At 70.6% G+C, this 17,634-nt stretch carries 17 protein-coding genes and 1 pseudogene; 9 read left to right on the forward strand and 9 right to left on the reverse strand.

Translation table 11 applies throughout. The features are described from left to right. A pseudogene (locus ABT367_RS29250) lies at positions 1–104 on the forward strand (heme-binding protein); the annotation flags it as partial. Positions 105–309: 205 nt separating this feature from the next. Then, positions 310–1,668, forward strand: coding sequence for a M1 family metallopeptidase (locus ABT367_RS29255; RefSeq protein ID WP_352256310.1), 1,359 nt, complete (start codon positions 310–312; stop codon positions 1,666–1,668). Positions 1,669–1,688: 20 nt separating this feature from the next. Here ABT367_RS29255 and ABT367_RS29260 read toward each other — a convergent pair whose 3' ends face one another. Together ABT367_RS29260 and ABT367_RS29265 are read right to left on the reverse strand one after the other, a co-directional pair. Next, positions 1,689–2,537, reverse strand: a complete 849-nt coding sequence (locus ABT367_RS29260; RefSeq protein ID WP_352256291.1) for an alpha/beta fold hydrolase — start codon at positions 2,535–2,537, stop codon at positions 1,689–1,691. A 32-nt stretch (positions 2,538–2,569) separates the two neighbouring features. Then, complete coding sequence (locus ABT367_RS29265; protein ID WP_352256292.1) at positions 2,570–3,799, reverse strand: serine hydrolase domain-containing protein; 1,230 nt, start codon at positions 3,797–3,799, stop codon at positions 2,570–2,572. 135 nt (positions 3,800–3,934) lie between these two features. On the opposite strand from ABT367_RS29265, the gene ABT367_RS29270 reads away from it, so the two are divergent. Then, complete coding sequence (locus ABT367_RS29270; RefSeq protein WP_352256293.1) at positions 3,935–4,738, forward strand: MerR family transcriptional regulator; 804 nt, start codon at positions 3,935–3,937, stop codon at positions 4,736–4,738. Positions 4,739–4,760: 22 nt separating this feature from the next. Here ABT367_RS29270 and ABT367_RS29275 read toward each other — a convergent pair whose 3' ends face one another. Together ABT367_RS29275 and ABT367_RS29280 are read right to left on the reverse strand one after the other, a co-directional pair. Next, positions 4,761–5,264 (reverse strand): GNAT family N-acetyltransferase, encoded by a 504-nt coding sequence (locus tag ABT367_RS29275; RefSeq protein WP_352256294.1) that lies wholly within the window; start codon positions 5,262–5,264, stop codon positions 4,761–4,763. Between the two features lie 245 nt (positions 5,265–5,509). Then, a complete protein-coding gene (locus tag ABT367_RS29280) occupies positions 5,510–6,085 on the reverse strand; it encodes a TerD family protein (protein ID WP_052579231.1) in 576 nt (191 codons plus the stop codon). Between the two features lie 202 nt (positions 6,086–6,287). Here ABT367_RS29280 and ABT367_RS29285 point away from each other — a divergent pair, with 202 nt between their 5' ends. The 4 genes from ABT367_RS29285 (at position 6,288) to ABT367_RS29300 (ending at position 10,522) form a co-directional block, all read left to right on the forward strand. Then, on the forward strand, positions 6,288–7,283 hold the full coding sequence (locus ABT367_RS29285) for an ROK family protein (RefSeq protein WP_352256295.1): 996 nt from the start codon (positions 6,288–6,290) through the stop codon (positions 7,281–7,283). Continuing rightward, on the forward strand, positions 7,283–8,443 hold the full coding sequence (gene nagA, locus ABT367_RS29290) for an N-acetylglucosamine-6-phosphate deacetylase (protein ID WP_352256296.1): 1,161 nt from the start codon (positions 7,283–7,285) through the stop codon (positions 8,441–8,443). The genes ABT367_RS29285 and nagA overlap by 1 nt, the downstream gene beginning before the upstream one ends. A 154-nt stretch (positions 8,444–8,597) precedes the next feature. Continuing rightward, positions 8,598–9,518 (forward strand): 1-phosphofructokinase family hexose kinase, encoded by a 921-nt coding sequence (locus tag ABT367_RS29295; RefSeq protein ID WP_352256297.1) that lies wholly within the window; start codon positions 8,598–8,600, stop codon positions 9,516–9,518. A gap of 152 nt (positions 9,519–9,670) precedes the next feature. Then, on the forward strand, positions 9,671–10,522 hold the full coding sequence (locus tag ABT367_RS29300; protein ID WP_352256298.1) for a class II fructose-bisphosphate aldolase: 852 nt from the start codon (positions 9,671–9,673) through the stop codon (positions 10,520–10,522). Here ABT367_RS29300 and ABT367_RS29305 read toward each other — a convergent pair. Further along, on the reverse strand, positions 10,519–11,481 hold the full coding sequence (locus tag ABT367_RS29305; RefSeq protein WP_352256299.1) for a carbohydrate-binding protein: 963 nt from the start codon (positions 11,479–11,481) through the stop codon (positions 10,519–10,521). The two genes, ABT367_RS29300 and ABT367_RS29305, sit on opposite strands and share 4 nt — an antisense overlap. A gap of 126 nt (positions 11,482–11,607) precedes the next feature. Next, the gene (cdgB, locus tag ABT367_RS29310; protein WP_165336092.1) at positions 11,608–13,329 is read right to left on the reverse strand and encodes a diguanylate cyclase CdgB; all 1,722 of its coding nucleotides are present in this window, start codon (positions 13,327–13,329) and stop codon (positions 11,608–11,610) included. A 379-nt stretch (positions 13,330–13,708) separates the two neighbouring features. Here cdgB and ABT367_RS29315 point away from each other — a divergent pair, with 379 nt between their 5' ends. Further along, positions 13,709–14,218 carry a flavin reductase family protein gene (locus ABT367_RS29315; RefSeq protein WP_434975566.1) on the forward strand — a complete coding sequence of 170 codons (510 nt, stop codon included), beginning with the start codon at positions 13,709–13,711 and terminating at the stop codon, positions 14,216–14,218. Positions 14,219–14,234: 16 nt separating this feature from the next. Here the strand turns inward: ABT367_RS29315 and arfB are convergent, their stop codons facing one another. Both arfB and ABT367_RS29325 read right to left on the reverse strand, forming a co-directional pair. Further along, a complete protein-coding gene (arfB, locus tag ABT367_RS29320) occupies positions 14,235–14,672 on the reverse strand; it encodes an alternative ribosome rescue aminoacyl-tRNA hydrolase ArfB (RefSeq protein WP_165336094.1) in 438 nt (145 codons plus the stop codon). A gap of 46 nt (positions 14,673–14,718) precedes the next feature. Then, the gene (locus ABT367_RS29325) at positions 14,719–15,621 is read right to left on the reverse strand and encodes an SIS domain-containing protein (protein ID WP_352256300.1); all 903 of its coding nucleotides are present in this window, start codon (positions 15,619–15,621) and stop codon (positions 14,719–14,721) included. A 345-nt stretch (positions 15,622–15,966) separates the two neighbouring features. Here ABT367_RS29325 and ABT367_RS29330 point away from each other — a divergent pair, with 345 nt between their 5' ends. Beyond that, positions 15,967–17,235: an extracellular solute-binding protein gene (locus tag ABT367_RS29330; protein ID WP_352256301.1), complete on the forward strand. Its 1,269-nt coding sequence runs from the start codon at positions 15,967–15,969 to the stop codon at positions 17,233–17,235. Positions 17,236–17,267: 32 nt separating this feature from the next. Here ABT367_RS29330 and ABT367_RS29335 read toward each other — a convergent pair whose 3' ends face one another. Then, positions 17,268–17,522, reverse strand: a complete 255-nt coding sequence (locus ABT367_RS29335; protein ID WP_352256302.1) for a DUF3263 domain-containing protein — start codon at positions 17,520–17,522, stop codon at positions 17,268–17,270. Between the last annotated feature and the right edge of the window lie 112 nt (positions 17,523–17,634).

Below are 17,634 nucleotides of genomic sequence, written 5' to 3' on the forward strand. Positions count from 1 at the left end.
CCGCCAAGGGCGGCCCGATCGCGGGTATCGGCGTGGCCGGCGCCCCGTCCGGCGACATCGACGAGAAGATCGCCCAGGCCGGCGTCGCCGCGCTCAACAAGTAAGCAGTCCGCTGAACGCCTAAGCAGTTCAGTCGGGTTGGGGTGAAGAGGGGTGCCGCTCCGCAACGGCGGCGCCCCTCGCCCACCCGCCGGCCCCCGTGGCCCAAACCTCGCATAACCCTCATATGATCGCCGGGTGCTCTCCCACCCCGATCGCCGGGCGCCCCACCGCCCGGCCGTTCCCTTCGCACCCACGGCCCGCCAGGTCGTGGGCGCCGTCGTTTCCGGACTGCTCCTCGCGGCCTGTGCCGGCTCCGGAGTGCGGGGCACCCCGGGCGCCCCGGGCCTGCGCGATCCGTACTTCCGGCTGCTCGGCAACGGCGGCTACGACGTCACGCACTACGGGATCGAGCTCGCATACGACCCGGACGAGCGCGAACTGACCGGCGAAGCCGTGATCACGGCGAAGGCCGGCAAGAGCCTGAGCGCCTTCAACCTCGACCTGCACGGTCTCGAGGTCGAGTCCGTCACCGTCGACGACAAGGCCGCCCGCTTCAACCGCGCCGCCGACGAGCTCACGATCCGCCCCGACGACGAACTCCCCGAGAACAGCACCTTCGTCACCCGCGTCCGCTACTCCGGAGAACCGCAGACGATCACCGACGAGGACGGCTCCGAAGAGGGCTGGCTGCCCACCGGCGACGGTGCGCTCGCGCTCGGCGAACCGACCGGCTCCAAGGCCTGGTTCCCGGGCAACCACCACCCGAGCGACAAAGCCGCGTACGACATCGAGATCACCGTCCCCGAGGGCCTCGAGGCGGTCTCCAACGGGGAGCTGAAGTCCTCGGAGACCTCCGCGGGCCGCAGCACCTTCGTCTGGCACAGCGCCGAACCCATGGCGAGCTATCTCGCGACGGTCGCGATCGGCCCGTACGAGACGAAGACCTCGAAGACCGACGACGGCCTGCCCGTGTTCACGGCGGTCGATCCCGCCGAAGCCGAGGAGAGCGCCGACGTCCTCGCCCGGATCCCGGAGATCATGAAGTGGTCCGAGGGCCGCTTCGGCCCCTACCCCTTCTCCTCCACCGGCGCGATCGTCGACCGTGAAGGCGCCGCGGGCTACGCCCTGGAGACGCAGACCAAGCCGGTCTTCCCCGGCGCCCCCGACCTGGAGACCCTGGTCCACGAACTGGCCCACCAGTGGTACGGCAACTCCGTGACGCCGAAGAGCTGGCAGGACATGTGGCTCAACGAGGGCTTCGCCACGTACGCGGAGTGGCTCTGGGAGGAGGACCACGGCGGCGACACCGCGCAGGAGACCTTCGACGCGCTCTACGAGGGCGACGACGACGAGCTCTGGGCCTATCCGCCCGCCGAACCCACGGACGCCTCGGTGATCTCGGACGCCCCGGTGTACGGGCGCGGCGCGATGGTCCTGCACAAGGTCCGCGAGTCGGTCGGCGACCGCACCTTCTTCGCCCTCATCAAGGGCTGGGCGGCCGAGTACCGCCACGGCAACGCGGATACGGCCGACTTCACGGCGTACGCGGAGAAGACGGCCGGCAAGGACCTGGACGCGGTGTGGGGGCCTTGGCTGTACGGCGACGGGAAGCCCAAGTCGCCCTGAGCTTCCCGCCGTTCGACCGCCTACTCCGCCGTGTGCCGCAGGATCTCCGGAACGGCCACGTCCCACGCCGCCTCGGGGATCTCATGACCGGTCCGCTCCAGCGGTACCAGCCGCGCACCGGGGATCGCCCGCGCGAGGGCCTGCCCGTGCTCGTACGGGAACATCGGGTCCTCGGTGCCGTGCAGGACCAGCGTCGGCGCGCTCACTGTGGCGAGTTGCGCGCGCGTGGCGCCGCCCGCGCCGTCGAGCAGGAAGTGGTTCATCGCCGAGGCCATGTTCGTGGTGCGGTCGTAGGCACGGCCGATGAGCGCGCGCATGGCCTCCGTCTCGAAGGTGCGCGAAGGGGCCGCGTACAGGCGGGCGTCCTCGACCAGGTAGTCGAGCACGGACTCCCGGTCGGACCAGTCGGGTTCGGGCGCCGGCGCCGAGAACGCGGCCTGGAGCTCCTTCGACATGGGCGGCAGGTCCTCGCCGCCCGCGGACGTCGACATCAAGGTGAGCGTGGCGACCCGGTCGGGGTGCGCCACCACCAGCGCCTGGGCGATGCCGCCGCCCATGGACAGACCGACGACGTGGGCGCGCGCGATACCGAGGGCGTCGAGCACACCCACCGGGTCGGAGACGAGGTCCTCGCCCGTGTAGCCGGGAGCGCCGGGCTCGTAGCTCACGGACTCACCGGTGTCCCGGTGGTCGTAGCGGATGACGAACCGGGGCCCGGCGGCGAGCCGTTCGCAGAACGCGTCCTCCCACCAGTCCATCGAGGCCCCGCCGCCCATGATGAGCAGGACGGCGGGGTCGGACCGGTCGCCGAAGGTCTCTGCGCACAGCTCGACTTGACCGACTTGCAGCAACTGCTTGTGGCGTGTCACGTCACGGATCTCCCGGCTTCAAGGACAGGCTCTCAGTCGTCGATGGACTGGTACAGCGTGGCCCAGAAGTCATGGATGAGGCGTGGTGAATACTGATTCGAGAGTCCGACCTGGGTGAACAGGATGCCGGTGAGCCCGTTCTCCGGGTCGGCGTACGCCGTGGTGCCGGTGCCGCCGTCCCAGCCGAACTGGCCGACGGGCGCGTAGTCGCTGCGGAAGGTGCGTACGGCCATCCCGAAACCCCAGCCGCCGTGCTGCCCCATGCCGGGCACGAGGTGCGCGACGCTTCCGTACATGGCGCTGCGGGCGGCGAGCATCTCGGGGGAGAGGCGGTTCGTCGTCATCAGCTCCACGGCGGCCCGCGACAGGATCCGTTCGCCGTTGTGCACACCGCCGCACAGCAGCATCCGGAAGTACGCGTGGTAGTCGTCGACGGTGGAGACGAGACCGCCGCCCGCGCCCTGGAACTCCTGCGGCTTGTTGAGACGGCTGCCCTCGGCCTCGTCCCAGACGTGGAACTCACCGGTCACGGGGTCGGGCCCGTACTGCACGGGAAACCGGTCGATCTTCTCGGCGGGGACATGGAAGGCGGTGTCCTTCATGCCCAGCGGATCGAGGACGCGCTCGCGCAGGAACTCCTCGAAGGGGCGGCCCACGATCCGCGAGACCAGCACTCCGGTCACCTCGCTGGCGAGGTCGTACTGCCACCGCTCACCGGGCTGGTACTGCAGCGGCAGTTCGCCGAGGCGGCGCATCCACTCGTCCTGGTGCGGTGCGGGACCGGAGGCGATGCTGTAGTCGGTGGCCTCGAACGTGGCGGTCCTGATCGGCGACTGCATCAGATCGAAGTCCACTCCGAGCCCCATCGTGCAGGTCATCAGGTCCCGTACGGTGATCGGCCGGTTCGCCGGCACGGTCTCGTCGAGCGGTCCGTCGGGCCGCTTGAGCACCTTGCGGTCGGCGAGCTCGGGCAGCCACTCGTCCACGGGGTCGTCCAGGCGCATCCGGCACTCGTCGAGCAGCACCATCGTCGCGGCCATCGAGACCGGTTTGGAGACCGAGGCCATACGGAAGATGGTGTCCCGGCGCATCGGGGCGCCGCCGTCGTGGCGCATCGTGCCGACCGCCTCGACATGCGCCTCGCCGCCGCGGCTCACCAGGGCGACGAGCCCGGGGATCCGCTTCGACTCGACGTGCCGCTCCAGGGTGTTGCGCAGGCGCAGCAGACCGGCCTCGGAGAAGCCGCTGTTGTTCGTTCCCATGATGAATCCCCTTGCCGGAGGCGTTCGTCGCCACGGCGGCCCGCCTGGTGCGAGCCTCGCGGAGGTGGCGACGGGCCGATCGTGCACCCTGACCCGAGGTCAACCTCAAGGCCCTTTTTCCGTAGGGTCGTTGGCATGGCCTACCGCAGCGCACGCCCGCAGCCGAAGACCGGATGCACCATCAGCCAGGCGGCCGCGTTCGTCGGCGTCACGGTCAAGACCGTCCGGCACTACCACCGGCTCGGACTCGTCGAGGAACCCGGGCGCGACAGCTCCGATTACCGGCGATACGGTTCGGCGGATCTGCTCCGGCTCGTCCAGGTGCGGACGCTGGCCGCCGCGGGCGTGCCGCTGGCCGAGATCGGCGAGCTGCTCGATGCCGACTCCGAAGCGTTCGCCGCGGCCATGGAGGACGTGCACCGCCGGCTCACCGAGCGGATCGACGAGCTGCTCGCTCGCCGGGACACCCTGCACCAACTGGCCCACGGGGACAGGGTGTTGCTGCCAGAGCGGGCCTGCGCGGTCCTGGACCGGCTCACCGCGCTCGGCTTCGGTCCCGACTACGTGGACACCCAGCGAGAAGCCCTTGTGCTGGCGCGAGCCGTGGCCCCCGAGGTCTTCGACACCTTCCTGACCCACCTCGAACGCCGCCTCGGCGACCCCGAGTTCGTCGACCTGACCAAGCGCAGCTGGGACGCGCGGACCTGGGACCGCGACGATCCGCGGATCGAAGAACTGGCGGCCGAGGTGGCCGACAACCTCCTTGCCGACCGCGCGTCGCTGGCGATGCCGCCCGGGAGCGGCAGACGCTCCGACGCCACCTCCCGGTACGCGGTGGTCAACCGCCACCGGGAGGACGAGTCGCCGTCCATCGCCCGCCTGAACGCGCTGGTCGAGGCGAGGCTGCGCGCGGCCGGGATCGACGTGCCGGGGCAGTGACGGGCGGTGTGCGGGCCGGGGCTCAGAGCTCCTTGCGCAGTACCGCGCACGGCCGGTTCCGCTCGCGGTCCTCGCGGTGGCCGATGACGAGATAGCCGAGCGCGGACCAGAAGGCCATCGCCCGCGGATTGTTCTGCAGCACGGCCAGCTTCACCGCCTTGCGCCCGTCCGCACGGAAACGGTTCTCGACCAGCTGCGCCAACTGGCGCCCGTATCCCTGCCGTTGGGGCGCGACCATCAGCAGCCCGATCCACGGGTCGGGGTCGGCCGGATCCGGATGGTGCGCGAGGGTGATCGCGATCCCGGTCAGCCGGCCCTCGCTGCGGGCGAGCAGCACCTCGGTGTCCGGATGCTGAAGCTCACGGGCGAGCTCGGTGGCGACCTGGCCGATCCGGATGTCGTCCGGATCGGGGAAGTCACCGCTGAGCGCGAAGAAGTACCGGTTGGCGGCGTACAGCTCGGTGACCTCGGTGAGCAGGGCACCGGGCAGCGCGCCGTCCACGGGGGTGAGCCGGTCGAGGATCATGCGGCAAGGGTACGGAAACGGCGGACCGCCGGTCCGTCCCACGGGCTCCCGGGTTGCCTCACGCAGCCGAGTACCGGGCCGCCTCACGCATCCGGGCCCCAGGGCGCCACCTCACGCATCGAGGCCCCAGGGCGCCACCTCACGCGGCGCCACCTCACGCATCCAGGCTCTGAGCCCCCGGAAACGGGACCGGGCCCCCGGCGATCAAGCCGAGGGCCCAGCACACGTCAACGAGCCGAGAGGACTCAGAGGTTGACGCCGAAGTCCTGAGCGATGCCCGCGAGGCCCGAGGCGTAGCCCTGGCCGACGGCGCGGAACTTCCACTCCGCACCGTTGCGGTACAGCTCGCCGAAGACCATCGCGGTCTCGGTGGCCGCGTCCTCGGAGAGGTCGTAACGGGCGATCTCGGTGCCGCCCGCCTGGTTGACGATGCGGATGTACGCGTTGCGCACCTGGCCGAAGTTCTGCGAGCGGGTCTCCGCGTCGTAGATCGACACCGGGAAGACGATCTTGTCGACCTCGGCCGGCAGGGCCGCCAGGTTGACGTTGATCGCCTCGTCGTCGCCCGCGCCCTCACCGGAGCGGTTGTCGCCGGTGTGCACGATGCTCTGGTCCGGCGTCGCCTTGTTGTTGAAGAAGACGAAGTGAGCGTCCGAGAAGACCTTGCCGTCAGCCTTGACCGCGATCGCCGAGGCGTCCAGGTCGAAGTCCGTGCCGGTGGTGGTACGGACGTCCCAGCCGAGGCCCACGGTGACAGCGGTCAGGCCCGGCGCCTCCTTGGTCAGCGAGACATTGCCGCCCTTGGACAGGCTTACAGCCATGGAGGTCCCTTTCCCCTAAATGTGTATGCGGGTGCTGCGAGTCGTCCCCGAAGCTACCCTCACCCCCTCCAACGCATCTGTACCGGTCCTGGTTCCCGTACGAGACCTGTACGAGCCGAGTACGAATCGAGTACAAGACTTGTACGAGACAGGCCGCCAAGTGGACTAGACCTTTCTTGGGGATACGCGCCACACTGTCCCCGTGAGACATGTCATCGCCCTGGACGTGGGCGGCACCGGAATGAAGGCCGCCCTGGTCGGGGCGGACGGCGCACTGCTGCACGAGGCACGCCGCCGTACCGGACGCGAACGTGGCGCCGACGCGGTGATCGAGTCCATCCTCGACTTCGCGGCCGAGCTGCGTGCGTACGGCGAACAGAAGTACGGGCAGCGGGCCGAGGCCGCGGGAGTGGCGGTCCCCGGGATCGTCGACACCGAGCGCGGTATCGCGCTCTTCGCCGCCAACCTGGGCTGGGAGAACGTGCCGCTCAGGGACCTGCTGCACGAGCGGCTCGGCATCCCCGTGGCACTCGGCCACGACGTCCGCACCGGCGGCCTCGCCGAAGGGCGGATCGGGGCCGGCCAGGGCGCCGACCGGTTCCTGTTCCTGCCGCTGGGCACCGGCATCGCCGGCGCCATCGGCATCGACGGGGTCATCGAGCCCGGTGCGCACGGCAGCGCGGGCGAGATCGGGCACATCGTCGTACGCCCGGGCGGCACCCCCTGCGGCTGCCGCCAGCGCGGCTGTCTGGAGCGGTACGCCAGCGCCTCCGCCGTGACCGAGGCCTGGGCCGAGGCCAGCGGCGACCCCGACGCGGACGCCGCCGACTGCGCCAAGGCCGTCGAATCCGGCGATCCGCGGGCCGTCGCCGTCTGGCAGCACGCGATCGACGCGCTCGCCGACGGCCTGGTCACCGCCGTCACCCTGCTCGACCCCCGCACGCTGATCATCGGTGGCGGACTGGCCGAAGCCGGGGAAACCTTGTTCACACCGCTGCGGGCGGCCGTCGAGGAGCGGATCACGTTCCAGTCGCTGCCGGCGATCGTCCCCGCGGCCCTCGGGGACACCGCGGGCCGCCTGGGCGCGGGACTCCTCGCCTGGGACCTGCTCGAAGCCGAAGCCGAAGCCGAAGCCGAAGCCGGGGCAGACGGGCCCGACGCCCATGTACCGACCCAGTCCACGGAGGTAACCGCCTGATGGCCGCACGCAAGGTACTCACCGGCGCCCGGGTGGTGCTGCCCACCGGAACCGTCACCGACGGCCGGGTCATCGTCGACGACGCGGGCCGGATCGCCGGCGCCGCCGAGCCGGACGCCCCGGCCGTCGACCTGTCCGGCCACTGGGTGGTGCCCGGTTTCGTGGACATCCACAACCACGGAGGCGGCGGCGCGTCCTTCACGTCCGGCACCGTGGACGACGTGCTCAAGGGGGTCCGCACCCACCGCGAGCACGGCACCACCACCCTGGTGGCCTCCACCGTCACCGGCGACATGGACTTCCTCGCGCAGCGCGCCGGGCTGCTCTCCGAGCTGGCCGAACAGGGCGAGATCGCGGGCATCCACTTCGAGGGCCCCTTCATCTCGCCGTGCCGCAAGGGCGCCCACGACGAGTCCCTCCTTCGCGACCCCGACCCGGCGGACGTCCGCAAGCTGATGGACGCGGCCCGCGGTCAGGCCCGGATGTTCACCCTGGCCACCGAACTGCCCGGTGGCGTGGACTCCGTACGGCTGCTCGCCGAGCACGGCGTGATCGCGGCGATCGGCCACACCGACGCCACGTACGAGCAGACGAAGGAAGCCATCGACGCGGGCGCCACCGTCGCCACGCACCTCTTCAACGCGATGCCCGCGATCGGCCACCGGCTCCCCGGACCGATCGTCGCGCTCCTGGAGGACGAGCGGGTCACGGTCGAGCTGATCAACGACGGCACGCATCTGCACCCCGCCGCCCTCGAGCTCGCCTTCCACCGCGCGGGCGCCTCGCGGGTCGCCTTCATCACGGACGCGATGGACGCGGCCGGGTTCGGCGACGGCGAGTACATGCTCGGCACGCTCGCCGTGGAGGTGAAGGACTCCGTCGCGCGCCTGGTCACGCAGGACGGCTCGGAGGGCTCGATCGCGGGATCGACGCTGACCCTCGACCGCGCCTTCAAGCGAGCGGTCACCATCGACCGGCTGCCGATCGAGGACGTCGTACGGGCCATCTCGGCCAACCCCGCCAAGCTCATCGGCGCGTACGACGAGGTCGGCTCGCTCGAGCCGGGCAAGTACGCGGACCTGGTCGTCCTCGACGGCGGCTACTCGGTTGTCGGCGTGATGCGCCGGGGTGAATGGGTGGTCGATCCCCAACTGGGGTGATTTGACCCCCTGTTGACCTCCGATCTTTAAGGAGGCGGTTGGCCCTGAGGTCTGGGCTGACCGCCTCCTTTTTGGCATGATCAGGCCCGGCACACGCACGAACGCGCGCACACGAGCACCCGCATGCGCACGCACACGCACTCGGGGGGCACCCGTGATCCTCACGGTCACGCTGAACACGGCCCTGGACCTGACGTATCGCGTGGAGCGCCTCGTCCCGCACTCCTCGCACCGGGTCACCACCGTCACCGAACGCCCCGGTGGCAAGGGCCTCAACGTCGCCCGCGTCCTGACCGCCCTCGGCCACGACGTCACCGTCACGGGCTTCGTGGGCGGTGCGACGGGCGAGGCGCTGCGCGCGGGTCTGAGCGGCGTACGCGACGCGCTCTTCCCGGTTCTGGGCTCCACCCGCCGCACGGTCGCCGTGGTCGACTCCTCGTCCGGCGACACGACGCAGCTCAACGAGCCGGGACCGCTGATCACCCCGTCGGAATGGTCGGCGTTCCTCGTCTCGTACGAGGCCCTCCTGACCTCCGCGTCGGCGGTGGCGCTGTGCGGCAGCCTGCCGCCCGGGGTGCCGGTGGGCGCGTACGCCCATCTCGTACGGGGAGCACGCGCCGCGGGTGTCCCCGTCCTCCTCGACACCAGCGGTGAACCGCTGCGCCGCGGGATCGCCGCGCGTCCCGACATCGTCAAGCCGAACGCGGACGAACTGGCCGAACTCACCGGCTCCTGGGAGCCGTTGCCCGCGACGCGCGCGGCCCGCCGCCGCGGCGCCCACGCGGTCGTGGCCTCCCTCGGTCCGAACGGTCTCCTCGCCGCGACCCCCGACGGCACCTGGCAGGCCACACCCGCCGCACGCGTCTCGGGCAATCCCACGGGGGCGGGGGACTCGGCGGTGGCGGCGCTGCTCGCCGGCCTGGTCGCGGGCGACCCCTGGCCGAAGCGCCTCGCGTCGGCGGTCGCGCTGTCGGCGGCGACGGTACTCGCCCCGGTGGCGGGGGAGTTCGACGCGGATGCGTATACGGAGTTCGAGGCGGGTGTCTCCGTGGTGCAGCACGCGGATGCGGCGTAATGTCTCGTCGCCGGGTGCGGGCCGGGTGTGCCCTGCGGCGGACTTTTCCCCTACCCGCCCCTTCCCGAAACCGGGGGCCAAGCCCCCGGACCCCCGCATCCGAACTTCGTTCGGATCTGCTCAAACGCCGCAGGGGCTGAAAGTGAGGGACCATGCCGCTCACCACGACCGGTGAACTCGTCGCCGCCGCACGGCAGAACGGCACAGCCGTCGGCGCCTTCAACGTCATCACGCTCGAGCACGCCGAGGCGATAGCCGCCGGCGCCGAGCGGGCCGGCGCCCCCGCGATCCTGCAGATCTCCGAGAACGCCGTGAAATTCCACGGCGGGAGCCTCACCGCCGTCGCCGCCGCGGCGAAGGCCGTGGCCGAGACCAGCCGCGCCCGTCTCTCCCTCCACCTCGACCACGTCGTCAGTGAGGACCTCCTGCGCCGGGCCCACGCCGAGGGATTCAGCTCCGTGATGTTCGACGCCTCGAAGCTGACGTACGGCGAGAACGTCAAGGCCACGGCGGAAGCGGTCCGTTGGGGCCACGAGCGCGGCCTGTGGGTCGAGGCCGAGCTCGGCAAGGTCGGCGGCAAGGAGGGCGAGCCGCCGCTGGACGCGCACGCCCCCGGCGTACGGACGGATCCGGCCGAGGCGCGGGCCTACGTCGAGAGCACCGGCGTGGACGCCCTCGCCGTGGCCGTGGGCTCCTCGCACGCGATGACGGAGCGGACGGCGGCCCTGGACCACGAGTTGATCGCCGCGCTGAAGGACGCCGTACCCGTGCCGCTCGTGCTGCACGGCTCAAGTGGCGTACCGGATACGGAGATCCGCGCAGCCGTACGCTCCGGCATGCGCAAGATCAACGTGGGCACGGCCCTCAACACCGCGTTCACCGGCGCCGTACGCGCCTTCCTGGAGGACCACCCGTCGGTCGTCGACCCCCGGAAATACCTCGTCCCGGCCCGCGAGGCGATGGCCGGGACGGTGGCACACTTCCTGCGCCGGCTGGGGAGTTAGCCCTTCGTGCCCTCGACCAGCCACATCTGGTCGATGTTGGCGTTGCACTTGTCGCTCTGCTCGCACGAGAGCGTGATGATGTTGGTGCCCTTCTTGAGCTGCACCACCGCGTAGGTGGAGGTCCAGCCCTTCTCCCAGTCACCCGCCTTGGCGTTGGCGAAGTTCTTCATGTTCAGCGGCCGCGTCTGCTTGTTGCCGTTGACCGTCAAGGTGCCGGTGGTGTCCTCGCCGGGCACTCCGTAGGTCACCCGCAGGCTGTACGAACCGGGCTTCTCGAACCCGTCGATCTGCCAGGTCAGCGCCGCGCCCACCTGGCTGAAACCGGCGACGTACGTCCCGGCCTTCGACCCCTTGATGTCGGAGGCGGTCACCGCGGGCGCCGTGAGCTGGAGGACCTTGGCGTCGGTCTTCGGCAGCTCGACGGGCTTGTCGTCCTTGTTCTCGGCGGACTCGGACGGCTTCACGCTCTCGCCGGCCGTGGTCCCGCCGTCACCGCCGGACCCGGCCTGCGGGTCCTTGTCGTCGTCCCCGCCGAGCATCGCGATACCGATGCCGACCACCACGGCCGCGACCACGGCGACGGCGCCGATCATCAGGCCCTTGGAGTTGGGTCCACGGCCGCGCCCGCCGCCCCCGCCGTGCGAAGGCTGCTGCGAGGACATCGTCCGGGTGGCGTCGCCCGGGTAGGTCTCCGGCGCCGAGTAGTGGGCGTCGTACCCCTGCGGAGCCTGCTGCCCGTACCCCTGGGGCGCCTGCTGGCCGTAACCCTGCTGGGCCTGCTGCCCGTACTGCCGCTCGCCGACCGTGCGGACCTGGTTGTAGGAGCTGCGGCCGGGGTAGCCGTAGCCACCGCCGCCGGGCGGCGGGGTGGCACCCGCGGCCTGCCCGTCGGCGTACAGGTAACCGAACGGGTCTTCTTCCTCGGGCGTGCGCGCGCCGTTGTCACCGGGCGTGGTCATCCCCAGGTCACTCCTCAGGCAGGTTGCTCGATCGGGCAGAACACAGTCGTACGTATCCGGGCGAGCGTACCCGCTTCGAGTGACCCCTTCGGGGCCTGTTGCCAAGGAAAACCAGCTGACCTGGACTTATCCGGCCCGTCTGTGCTGTTTGGCACGTGAGCGCTTCTCTATGTACATCCTCTGGTCGGCCGACTGGAGCACCTCGTCCGCCGACATACCGCAGTGGGCCCAGCCGATACCGAAGCTCGCGCCCACGCGCACCGCGCGGCCGTCCACCCGGATCGGCGGAATGATCGCGTTGCGCAGCCGTACCGCCAGGTCCGCGGCATCCGCACGGCCGAGCCCGTCGGCGAGCACCACGAACTCGTCACCGCCGAGCCGCGCCACCGTGTCCCCGTCGCGCACCCCGCTGGTCAGCCGCCGTGCCACCTCGATGAGCACGGCGTCGCCGGTGTGGTGCCCGAAACGGTCGTTGATCGACTTGAAGCCGTCGAGGTCGCAGAAGAGCACCGCGAGCCCCTTGGTCCCGTCGTCGTGCTCGCTCTGCGGAGCGACCACGTGGACATGGTGGTCGTAGACGCCATAGCCATTGCTGGTGCCGGTCAATGCGGAGTCGGCGGCCGCACGACCGAAGTCGAAACCATGCCCGTTCGAGTCGTAAGGGGAGGCGTTCGCGTCGTACCCCATGGAGCCGTCGTACGCGGTGGGAGCCGCACCGTAGGCCGCGTCGAGGGACTCGATGGGGCTCTGCGGCACGGACTGCGGCCGCCCGCACAGCCGGGAGCTGAGCCGCGAGCGCAGCTCGGCGCTGTTGGGCAGCCCGGTCAGGGCGTCGTGCGAGGCGCGGTGCGCGAGGTGCAGCTCGCGTCGCTTGCGCTCCTCGATGTCCTCCACGTGCGTGAGCAGAAACCGGGGGCCGTCGGTGGCGTCGGCCACGACGGAGTTGCGCAGCGAGACCCACAGATACGTGCCGTCCCGCCGCCCGAGCCTGAGCTCGGCCCGCCCGCCTTCGGCGGAGGTGCGAAGGAGCGTGCCGATGTCCTCGGGGTGGACCAGATCGGAGAAGGAGTAGCGGCGCATCGCGGCGGCCGGGCGGCCGAGCAGCCGGCACAGGGCGTCATTGGTGCGCAGTATCCGGCCGTGCTGGTCACCGCCCATCTCGGCGATGGCCATACCGCTCGGCGCGTACTCGAAGGCCTGCCGGAAGGACTCCTCGCTGGCCCGCAGCGCCTGCTGCTCGCGTTCGAGCCTGACCAGTGCGCGCTGCATATTTGCTCGAAGCCGAGCATTACTGATTGCAATGGCCGCCTGGAATGCGTACATCTGGAGCGCTTCCTGGCCCCAGGCGCCCGGCTTGCGGCCGTTGCGCGGCCGGTCGACCGAGAGCACACCGATCAGCTCGCCGCTGGAGGACCCGGTGGCGTACATCGGCGCGTAGAGGCGGTCGCTGGGGTGCCACTCGTCCTCGAAGCGGGGCTCGGGGCCGTCCGTGTGCCACTGCGGCACATCGTCCTCGACGAGCACCCAGCCCTCGGTGTGCGGGATGAAGCGCAGCGAGCCCCAGGCCTCGCCCATGGCGAGCCGGCGCTCCCAGGAGGCGCGGGAGCCGACGCGTCCGGTGATCAGGGCCTCGGCGGCGGGATTGCCCGCGAAAGCGGCGACCACCAGGTCGCCGTCGGGCCGTACGAGGTTCACGCAGCCCAGCTCGTAGCCGAGCCCGGTCACGACACCGTCGGCGACGGCCTGCAGGGTGTCGGCAAGGCTGCGGGCGGTGTTCAGCTCCGCGACCACCTGATGCAGCTGCCGCAGGGTCGCAAGACGGACGTAGGGCTCCGACTCGGTCTCCATGCTCGCTCTCCCCGAGACCTCGACAGCAACTCCAGGATTAGCAGCTTCCCCGGCTTCTCGACCGCTTCTCGACAGGCAGGCGTTCGCATCATGGTCTCCTGCCTCAGCCACTGAATCACAGCGAGCTGCCCACTCGGTACACAGGGTCAACAAAATATGGACCCTGTGACTCAAGTCACAGCAGGGGATGAAGGGTTGAGGGCGGAACGAGTCCGGTCCCCGTATGTTTTCTGAACGCAAATCTCGGTCCGGGGACCTAGTCCTGTCCTGGTCCCAGCGCCCGATGTGGCGCGGGCGGCGGCGGGTCTACGTTCGATCCGTGTCGCAAGCATTGAAGTCCCCTGCCGCAGTGCCCCCGCAAGCCGTGCATCCTGTGGGGGTGAGCAATGACGAGTTCCGTGCCGCGATGTCACGCCTGGCCGCCGGGGTGGTCCTGGTGACGGGAGTGGAGGAGCCGCTCGGTGAGGGCGGCCCGGCCGGCGAGGACGTCGGCATGACGGCCACGGCCTTCCTGTCCGTATCCCTGGATCCACCGCTGGTGCTCGTCTCGCTGCGTGAGGGCTCCCGGATGGACGACCTCCTCGCGGAGCAGCCGCGCTGGGGTGTCTCGGTCCTCTCGGAGTCCCAGCGCCATATCGCCGGCCGCTTCGCGATGAAGGGCCGCATCAGCGACCGGCTGCTGTTCGCGGACATCCCTTACGTACGAGGGGAGTTGTCCGGTGCGCCACTGGTGGGCGGTGCGCTGGCGACCCTGGAGTGCGAGACGGAGTCCCGCGTCGAGGCGGGCGATCACACGCTGGTGGTGGGCCGGGTGCTCTCGGCCTCGCTGCCGAGCCCGGAGGGCGGGCCGCTGATGTATTTCCGGGGCCGCTACCGGCAGTTGGGGTGACTGAGGAGCTCAGGCCTCAGCCCCAGTCCTTGCCCGACCGCCCCCGCTTGGTGTCGGACCGCGCCTTCTTCTGGCGCAGGCGCCGCTCGTTGATCCCTCGCGGAATCCGGGTGGGACGGCGCGGACGCGGCGGCGGCGCGGTGGCCTCCGCGAGCAGCGCGGCGAGCCGGGTCGCCGCCATCTCCCGGTTGCGCCACTGCGAGCGGTGTTCCGACGCCCGTACGGAGATCACGCCGTCCACGAGCCGGGAGGCGAGGCGCTCGAGCGCCCGCTCCTTCCAGACCTCCGGCAGGGCCTTGGTGTTCGCCAGGTCGAAGCGGAGCTCCACCTGGGAGTCCGAGGTGTTGACGTGCTGCCCGCCGGGCCCGGACGACCTCGAGAAACGCCACAGGAGCTCGGCCTCCGGCAGGGAGACCGAACCGCGGATGACATAGGGCCCGGACATGACAGCCATGATGACGGTCCGCCCGGGCCCGCGTCACGTCAATAAGCGGCGCCCGCTACGCGAGGATCACGCTCCGCGTGAGGTTGCGGGGCCGGTCCGGGTCGTAGCCCTTGGACTCGGCGAGCGCCACCGCGAGACGCTGCGCGCGGATCAAGTCGGCCATCGGATCGGCCTCCTGGCGCGCGACCAGGTGCCCGCCGACGCGCGCCACATCACCCGCGAGCCCCTCGGGCAGCGCGCCGAACATCCACGCCACCCGGCCGGGACCGGTGATCGAGATCGGTCCGTGCCGGTACTCCATCGCGGGGTACGCCTCGGTCCACGCGCCCGCCGCCTCGCGCATCTTGAGGCCGGCCTCGAGCGCGAGCCCGTACGTCCAGCCGCGTCCCAGGAACGTCCACTGCCCGGCGGAGAGCACCTCGTCCGGCAGGGGCTCGGTGACGGCGAGTTCGGCGTCGACGGCCGCCTCGGCCACCGACTTCACCCCCTCGATCTCCCCGAGGCCCGCGCGCAGGAAGGCCAGCGCGGTCGTCGCGAAACGGGTCTGCACCACCGACTCCTCGTCGGCGAAGTCGAGCACGGCCACCGCGTCCGCGGCCTCCATCACCGGCGTCTTCGGATCGCCCGTGATCGCCATGGTGGCCGTCGTTCCCTTTACCCGCGCGAGGAGTTCGAGCACCTCGGTCGTCGTGCCGGAGCGGGTGATCGCCACGATCCGGTCGTACGGCCGGCCCACCGGGAACTCCGAGGACGCGAACGCGTCCGTCTCGCCCTGCCCGGCCGCCTCGCGCAGGGCGGCGTACGCGAGGGCCATGAACCACGACGTGCCGCAGCCGGTGACGGCGACCCGCTCGCCGGGCACCGGCAGTCCGGCGGCGGCCTCGAGGGAGTCGGCGGCTTCGGCGGCCCGGCGCCAGCAGCTGGGCTGGGTGGCTATTTCTGCGGCGGTACGTGACATGTGGGGCGGCTCCTCGACCGGGGCGGGCACGGGGTGTTCGGTTGATGCTCGTTGCTGCTCCTTACCGCGCCGGACACCGCCCGCCGGTGCGGACCGTGAGGGGTTCGCACCGGTTCGAGCGCCATCTGGCCTGCTGTGCATAGCAGTCGGCCCGAGCGAGGGGCAATGGACTGCCGTGCGCGAGCCCGTGGATCTTTGCGCGGACGGCCCTCGGTAGCCTTGGCCAACGGATGCAACAACGGTGACCCTCCGTTGCAGAAGTGATATCTGAGTGGTGTAGACCTGGTGAAGGACACAGGACGTCACGGGGGACGACTGGATCACGACAAGGGTGGGAAATCGGCTGTGCAGCGGCGCACGAACGTACTGATCGCGGCAGGTGCCGCGCTGGGACTCACGATGACGCTGGCGGGCTGCGGTGGCGGCACCGGCTCCGGTGAGGTGACCCTCAAGCTCGTGGCCGCCGATTACGGCGACTCGGCGGAGAACAGCTCCGAGAAGTACTGGGCGGATCTGGTCGAGAAGTTCCAGGCCAAGCACCCGGACATCAAGGTCGAAGTGACCGTCCTGTCCTGGAGCGACGTCGACGCCGAAGTGGCCAAGATGGTCAAGGCGGGCGAAGCGCCCGACATGGCGCAGATCGGTGCGTACTCGGACTTCGCGGCGAAGGACCAGCTGTACGCCGCGGACGATCTGCTCTCCATCCCGGTCCAGGGCGACTTCCTGTCCTCGCTCACCTCGGCCGGCGAGGTCAACCGGATCCAGTACGGCATGCCGTTCGCCTCGTCGACGCGCCTGATGTTCTACAACAAGAAGCTCTTCGCCGACGCCGGTATCGCCAAGCCCCCGAGGACCTGGGACGAACTGGCCGCCGACGCCGAGCTGTTGAAGGACGACGGCGTCAAGTACCCCTTCGCCCTGCCGCTCGGCAAGGAGGAGGCGCAGGCCGAGGCCATGATGTGGCTGCTCGCCGGCGGCGACGGCTACACCGACCAGGTCGGCTCGTACACGCTCGACTCCGACATGAACCAGCGGACCTTCGAGTGGCTGAAGGAAGACCTCGTCGGCAAGGACCTGGTGGGCCCGGTCGCGCCCGGCGAGCTCAACCGCCAGGAGGCCTTCAACGCCTTCTCCAACGGTGAGGTCGGCATGCTCAACGGGCACCCGACGCTGATCGCCCAGGCGAAGAAGAAGGGCGTCGAGTTCGGGATGGCGCCGCTGCCGGGCCGCAGCGGCAAGGCGAAGGCCACGATGGGTGTGGCCGACTGGATGATGGCCTTCAAGCAGAACGGCCACCGCGACGAGATCGGTGAGTTCCTCGACTTCGTCTACAGCAAGGAGAACGTCCTGGACTTCTCCGAGCGCTACAACATCCTGCCGGTGACCAACTCGGCGGTCGACGCGATGTCCGAGGACGCCAAGTACAAGCAGCTCGAGCCGTTCCTCAAAGAGCTGCCCACGTCCCAGCTCCCGCCCGTCGGCAACACGTCCTGGGCGCAGGTCAGCGCCGACATCAAGAAGCAGATCGGCAAGGCGGTCGCGCCGGGCGGCACCCCCGGCGCCGTGCTCGCCGACATCCAGAACAAGGCGCGGGCGGCGGAAGCGGCCGAGTAGTCCCGCTCGCCGTCGAGGGCGCCGCACACCGGTCAACGCCGGGTGCGGCGCTCCTCGCGTATCCGGCGCAGCCGGTTCACCGTCACCGGGTCGTGGGCGAGGGCCCGCTGGTCGTCCAGCAGGGCGTTGAGCAACTGGTGATAGCGCGTGGGGGAGATGCCGAGCTCCTCGCGCACCGCACGCTCCTTGGCGCCGGGCGAGGGCCAATTGCGCCGCTCGAGAGCCAGCACGGCACGCTCCCGCGCACCGAGCTCGCCCGGCTCGCCCGGCTCGCTCTCCTCGGTCATGAACTCCGCCTCCCGTACCCCGGACAGACCCCGCCCTCCCGGGGGCCGAGCCCTATCAAGGCTATCGACGCCCACTGACAACGCCCTCCTCGCCGAGACCCGCGGCCGCCCT

Source organism: Streptomyces mesophilus (assembly GCF_040300965.1).
Lineage (GTDB): Bacteria > Actinomycetota > Actinomycetes > Streptomycetales > Streptomycetaceae > Streptomyces > Streptomyces mesophilus_A.

What these genes read in the sequence shown, in the direction of transcription:
- ABT367_RS29265 (WP_352256292.1), bottom strand. Translation starts at nt 3,799, where the DNA reads ATGGGAACGAACAACAGCGGCTTCTCCGAGGCCGGTCTGCTGCGCCTG.
- ABT367_RS29270 (WP_352256293.1), top strand. Translation starts at nt 3,935, where the DNA reads ATGGCCTACCGCAGCGCACGCCCGCAGCCGAAGACCGGATGCACCATC.
- ABT367_RS29275 (WP_352256294.1), bottom strand. Translation starts at nt 5,264, where the DNA reads ATGATCCTCGACCGGCTCACCCCCGTGGACGGCGCGCTGCCCGGTGCC.
- ABT367_RS29280 (WP_052579231.1), bottom strand. Translation starts at nt 6,085, where the DNA reads ATGGCTGTAAGCCTGTCCAAGGGCGGCAATGTCTCGCTGACCAAGGAG.
- nagA (WP_352256296.1), top strand. Translation starts at nt 7,283, where the DNA reads ATGGCCGCACGCAAGGTACTCACCGGCGCCCGGGTGGTGCTGCCCACC.
- ABT367_RS29300 (WP_352256298.1), top strand. Translation starts at nt 9,671, where the DNA reads ATGCCGCTCACCACGACCGGTGAACTCGTCGCCGCCGCACGGCAGAAC.
- ABT367_RS29305 (WP_352256299.1), bottom strand. Translation starts at nt 11,481, where the DNA reads ATGACCACGCCCGGTGACAACGGCGCGCGCACGCCCGAGGAAGAAGAC.
- cdgB (WP_165336092.1), bottom strand. Translation starts at nt 13,329, where the DNA reads ATGGAGACCGAGTCGGAGCCCTACGTCCGTCTTGCGACCCTGCGGCAG.
- arfB (WP_165336094.1), bottom strand. Translation starts at nt 14,672, where the DNA reads ATGGCTGTCATGTCCGGGCCCTATGTCATCCGCGGTTCGGTCTCCCTG.
- ABT367_RS29325 (WP_352256300.1), bottom strand. Translation starts at nt 15,621, where the DNA reads ATGTCACGTACCGCCGCAGAAATAGCCACCCAGCCCAGCTGCTGGCGC.
- ABT367_RS29335 (WP_352256302.1), bottom strand. Translation starts at nt 17,522, where the DNA reads ATGACCGAGGAGAGCGAGCCGGGCGAGCCGGGCGAGCTCGGTGCGCGG.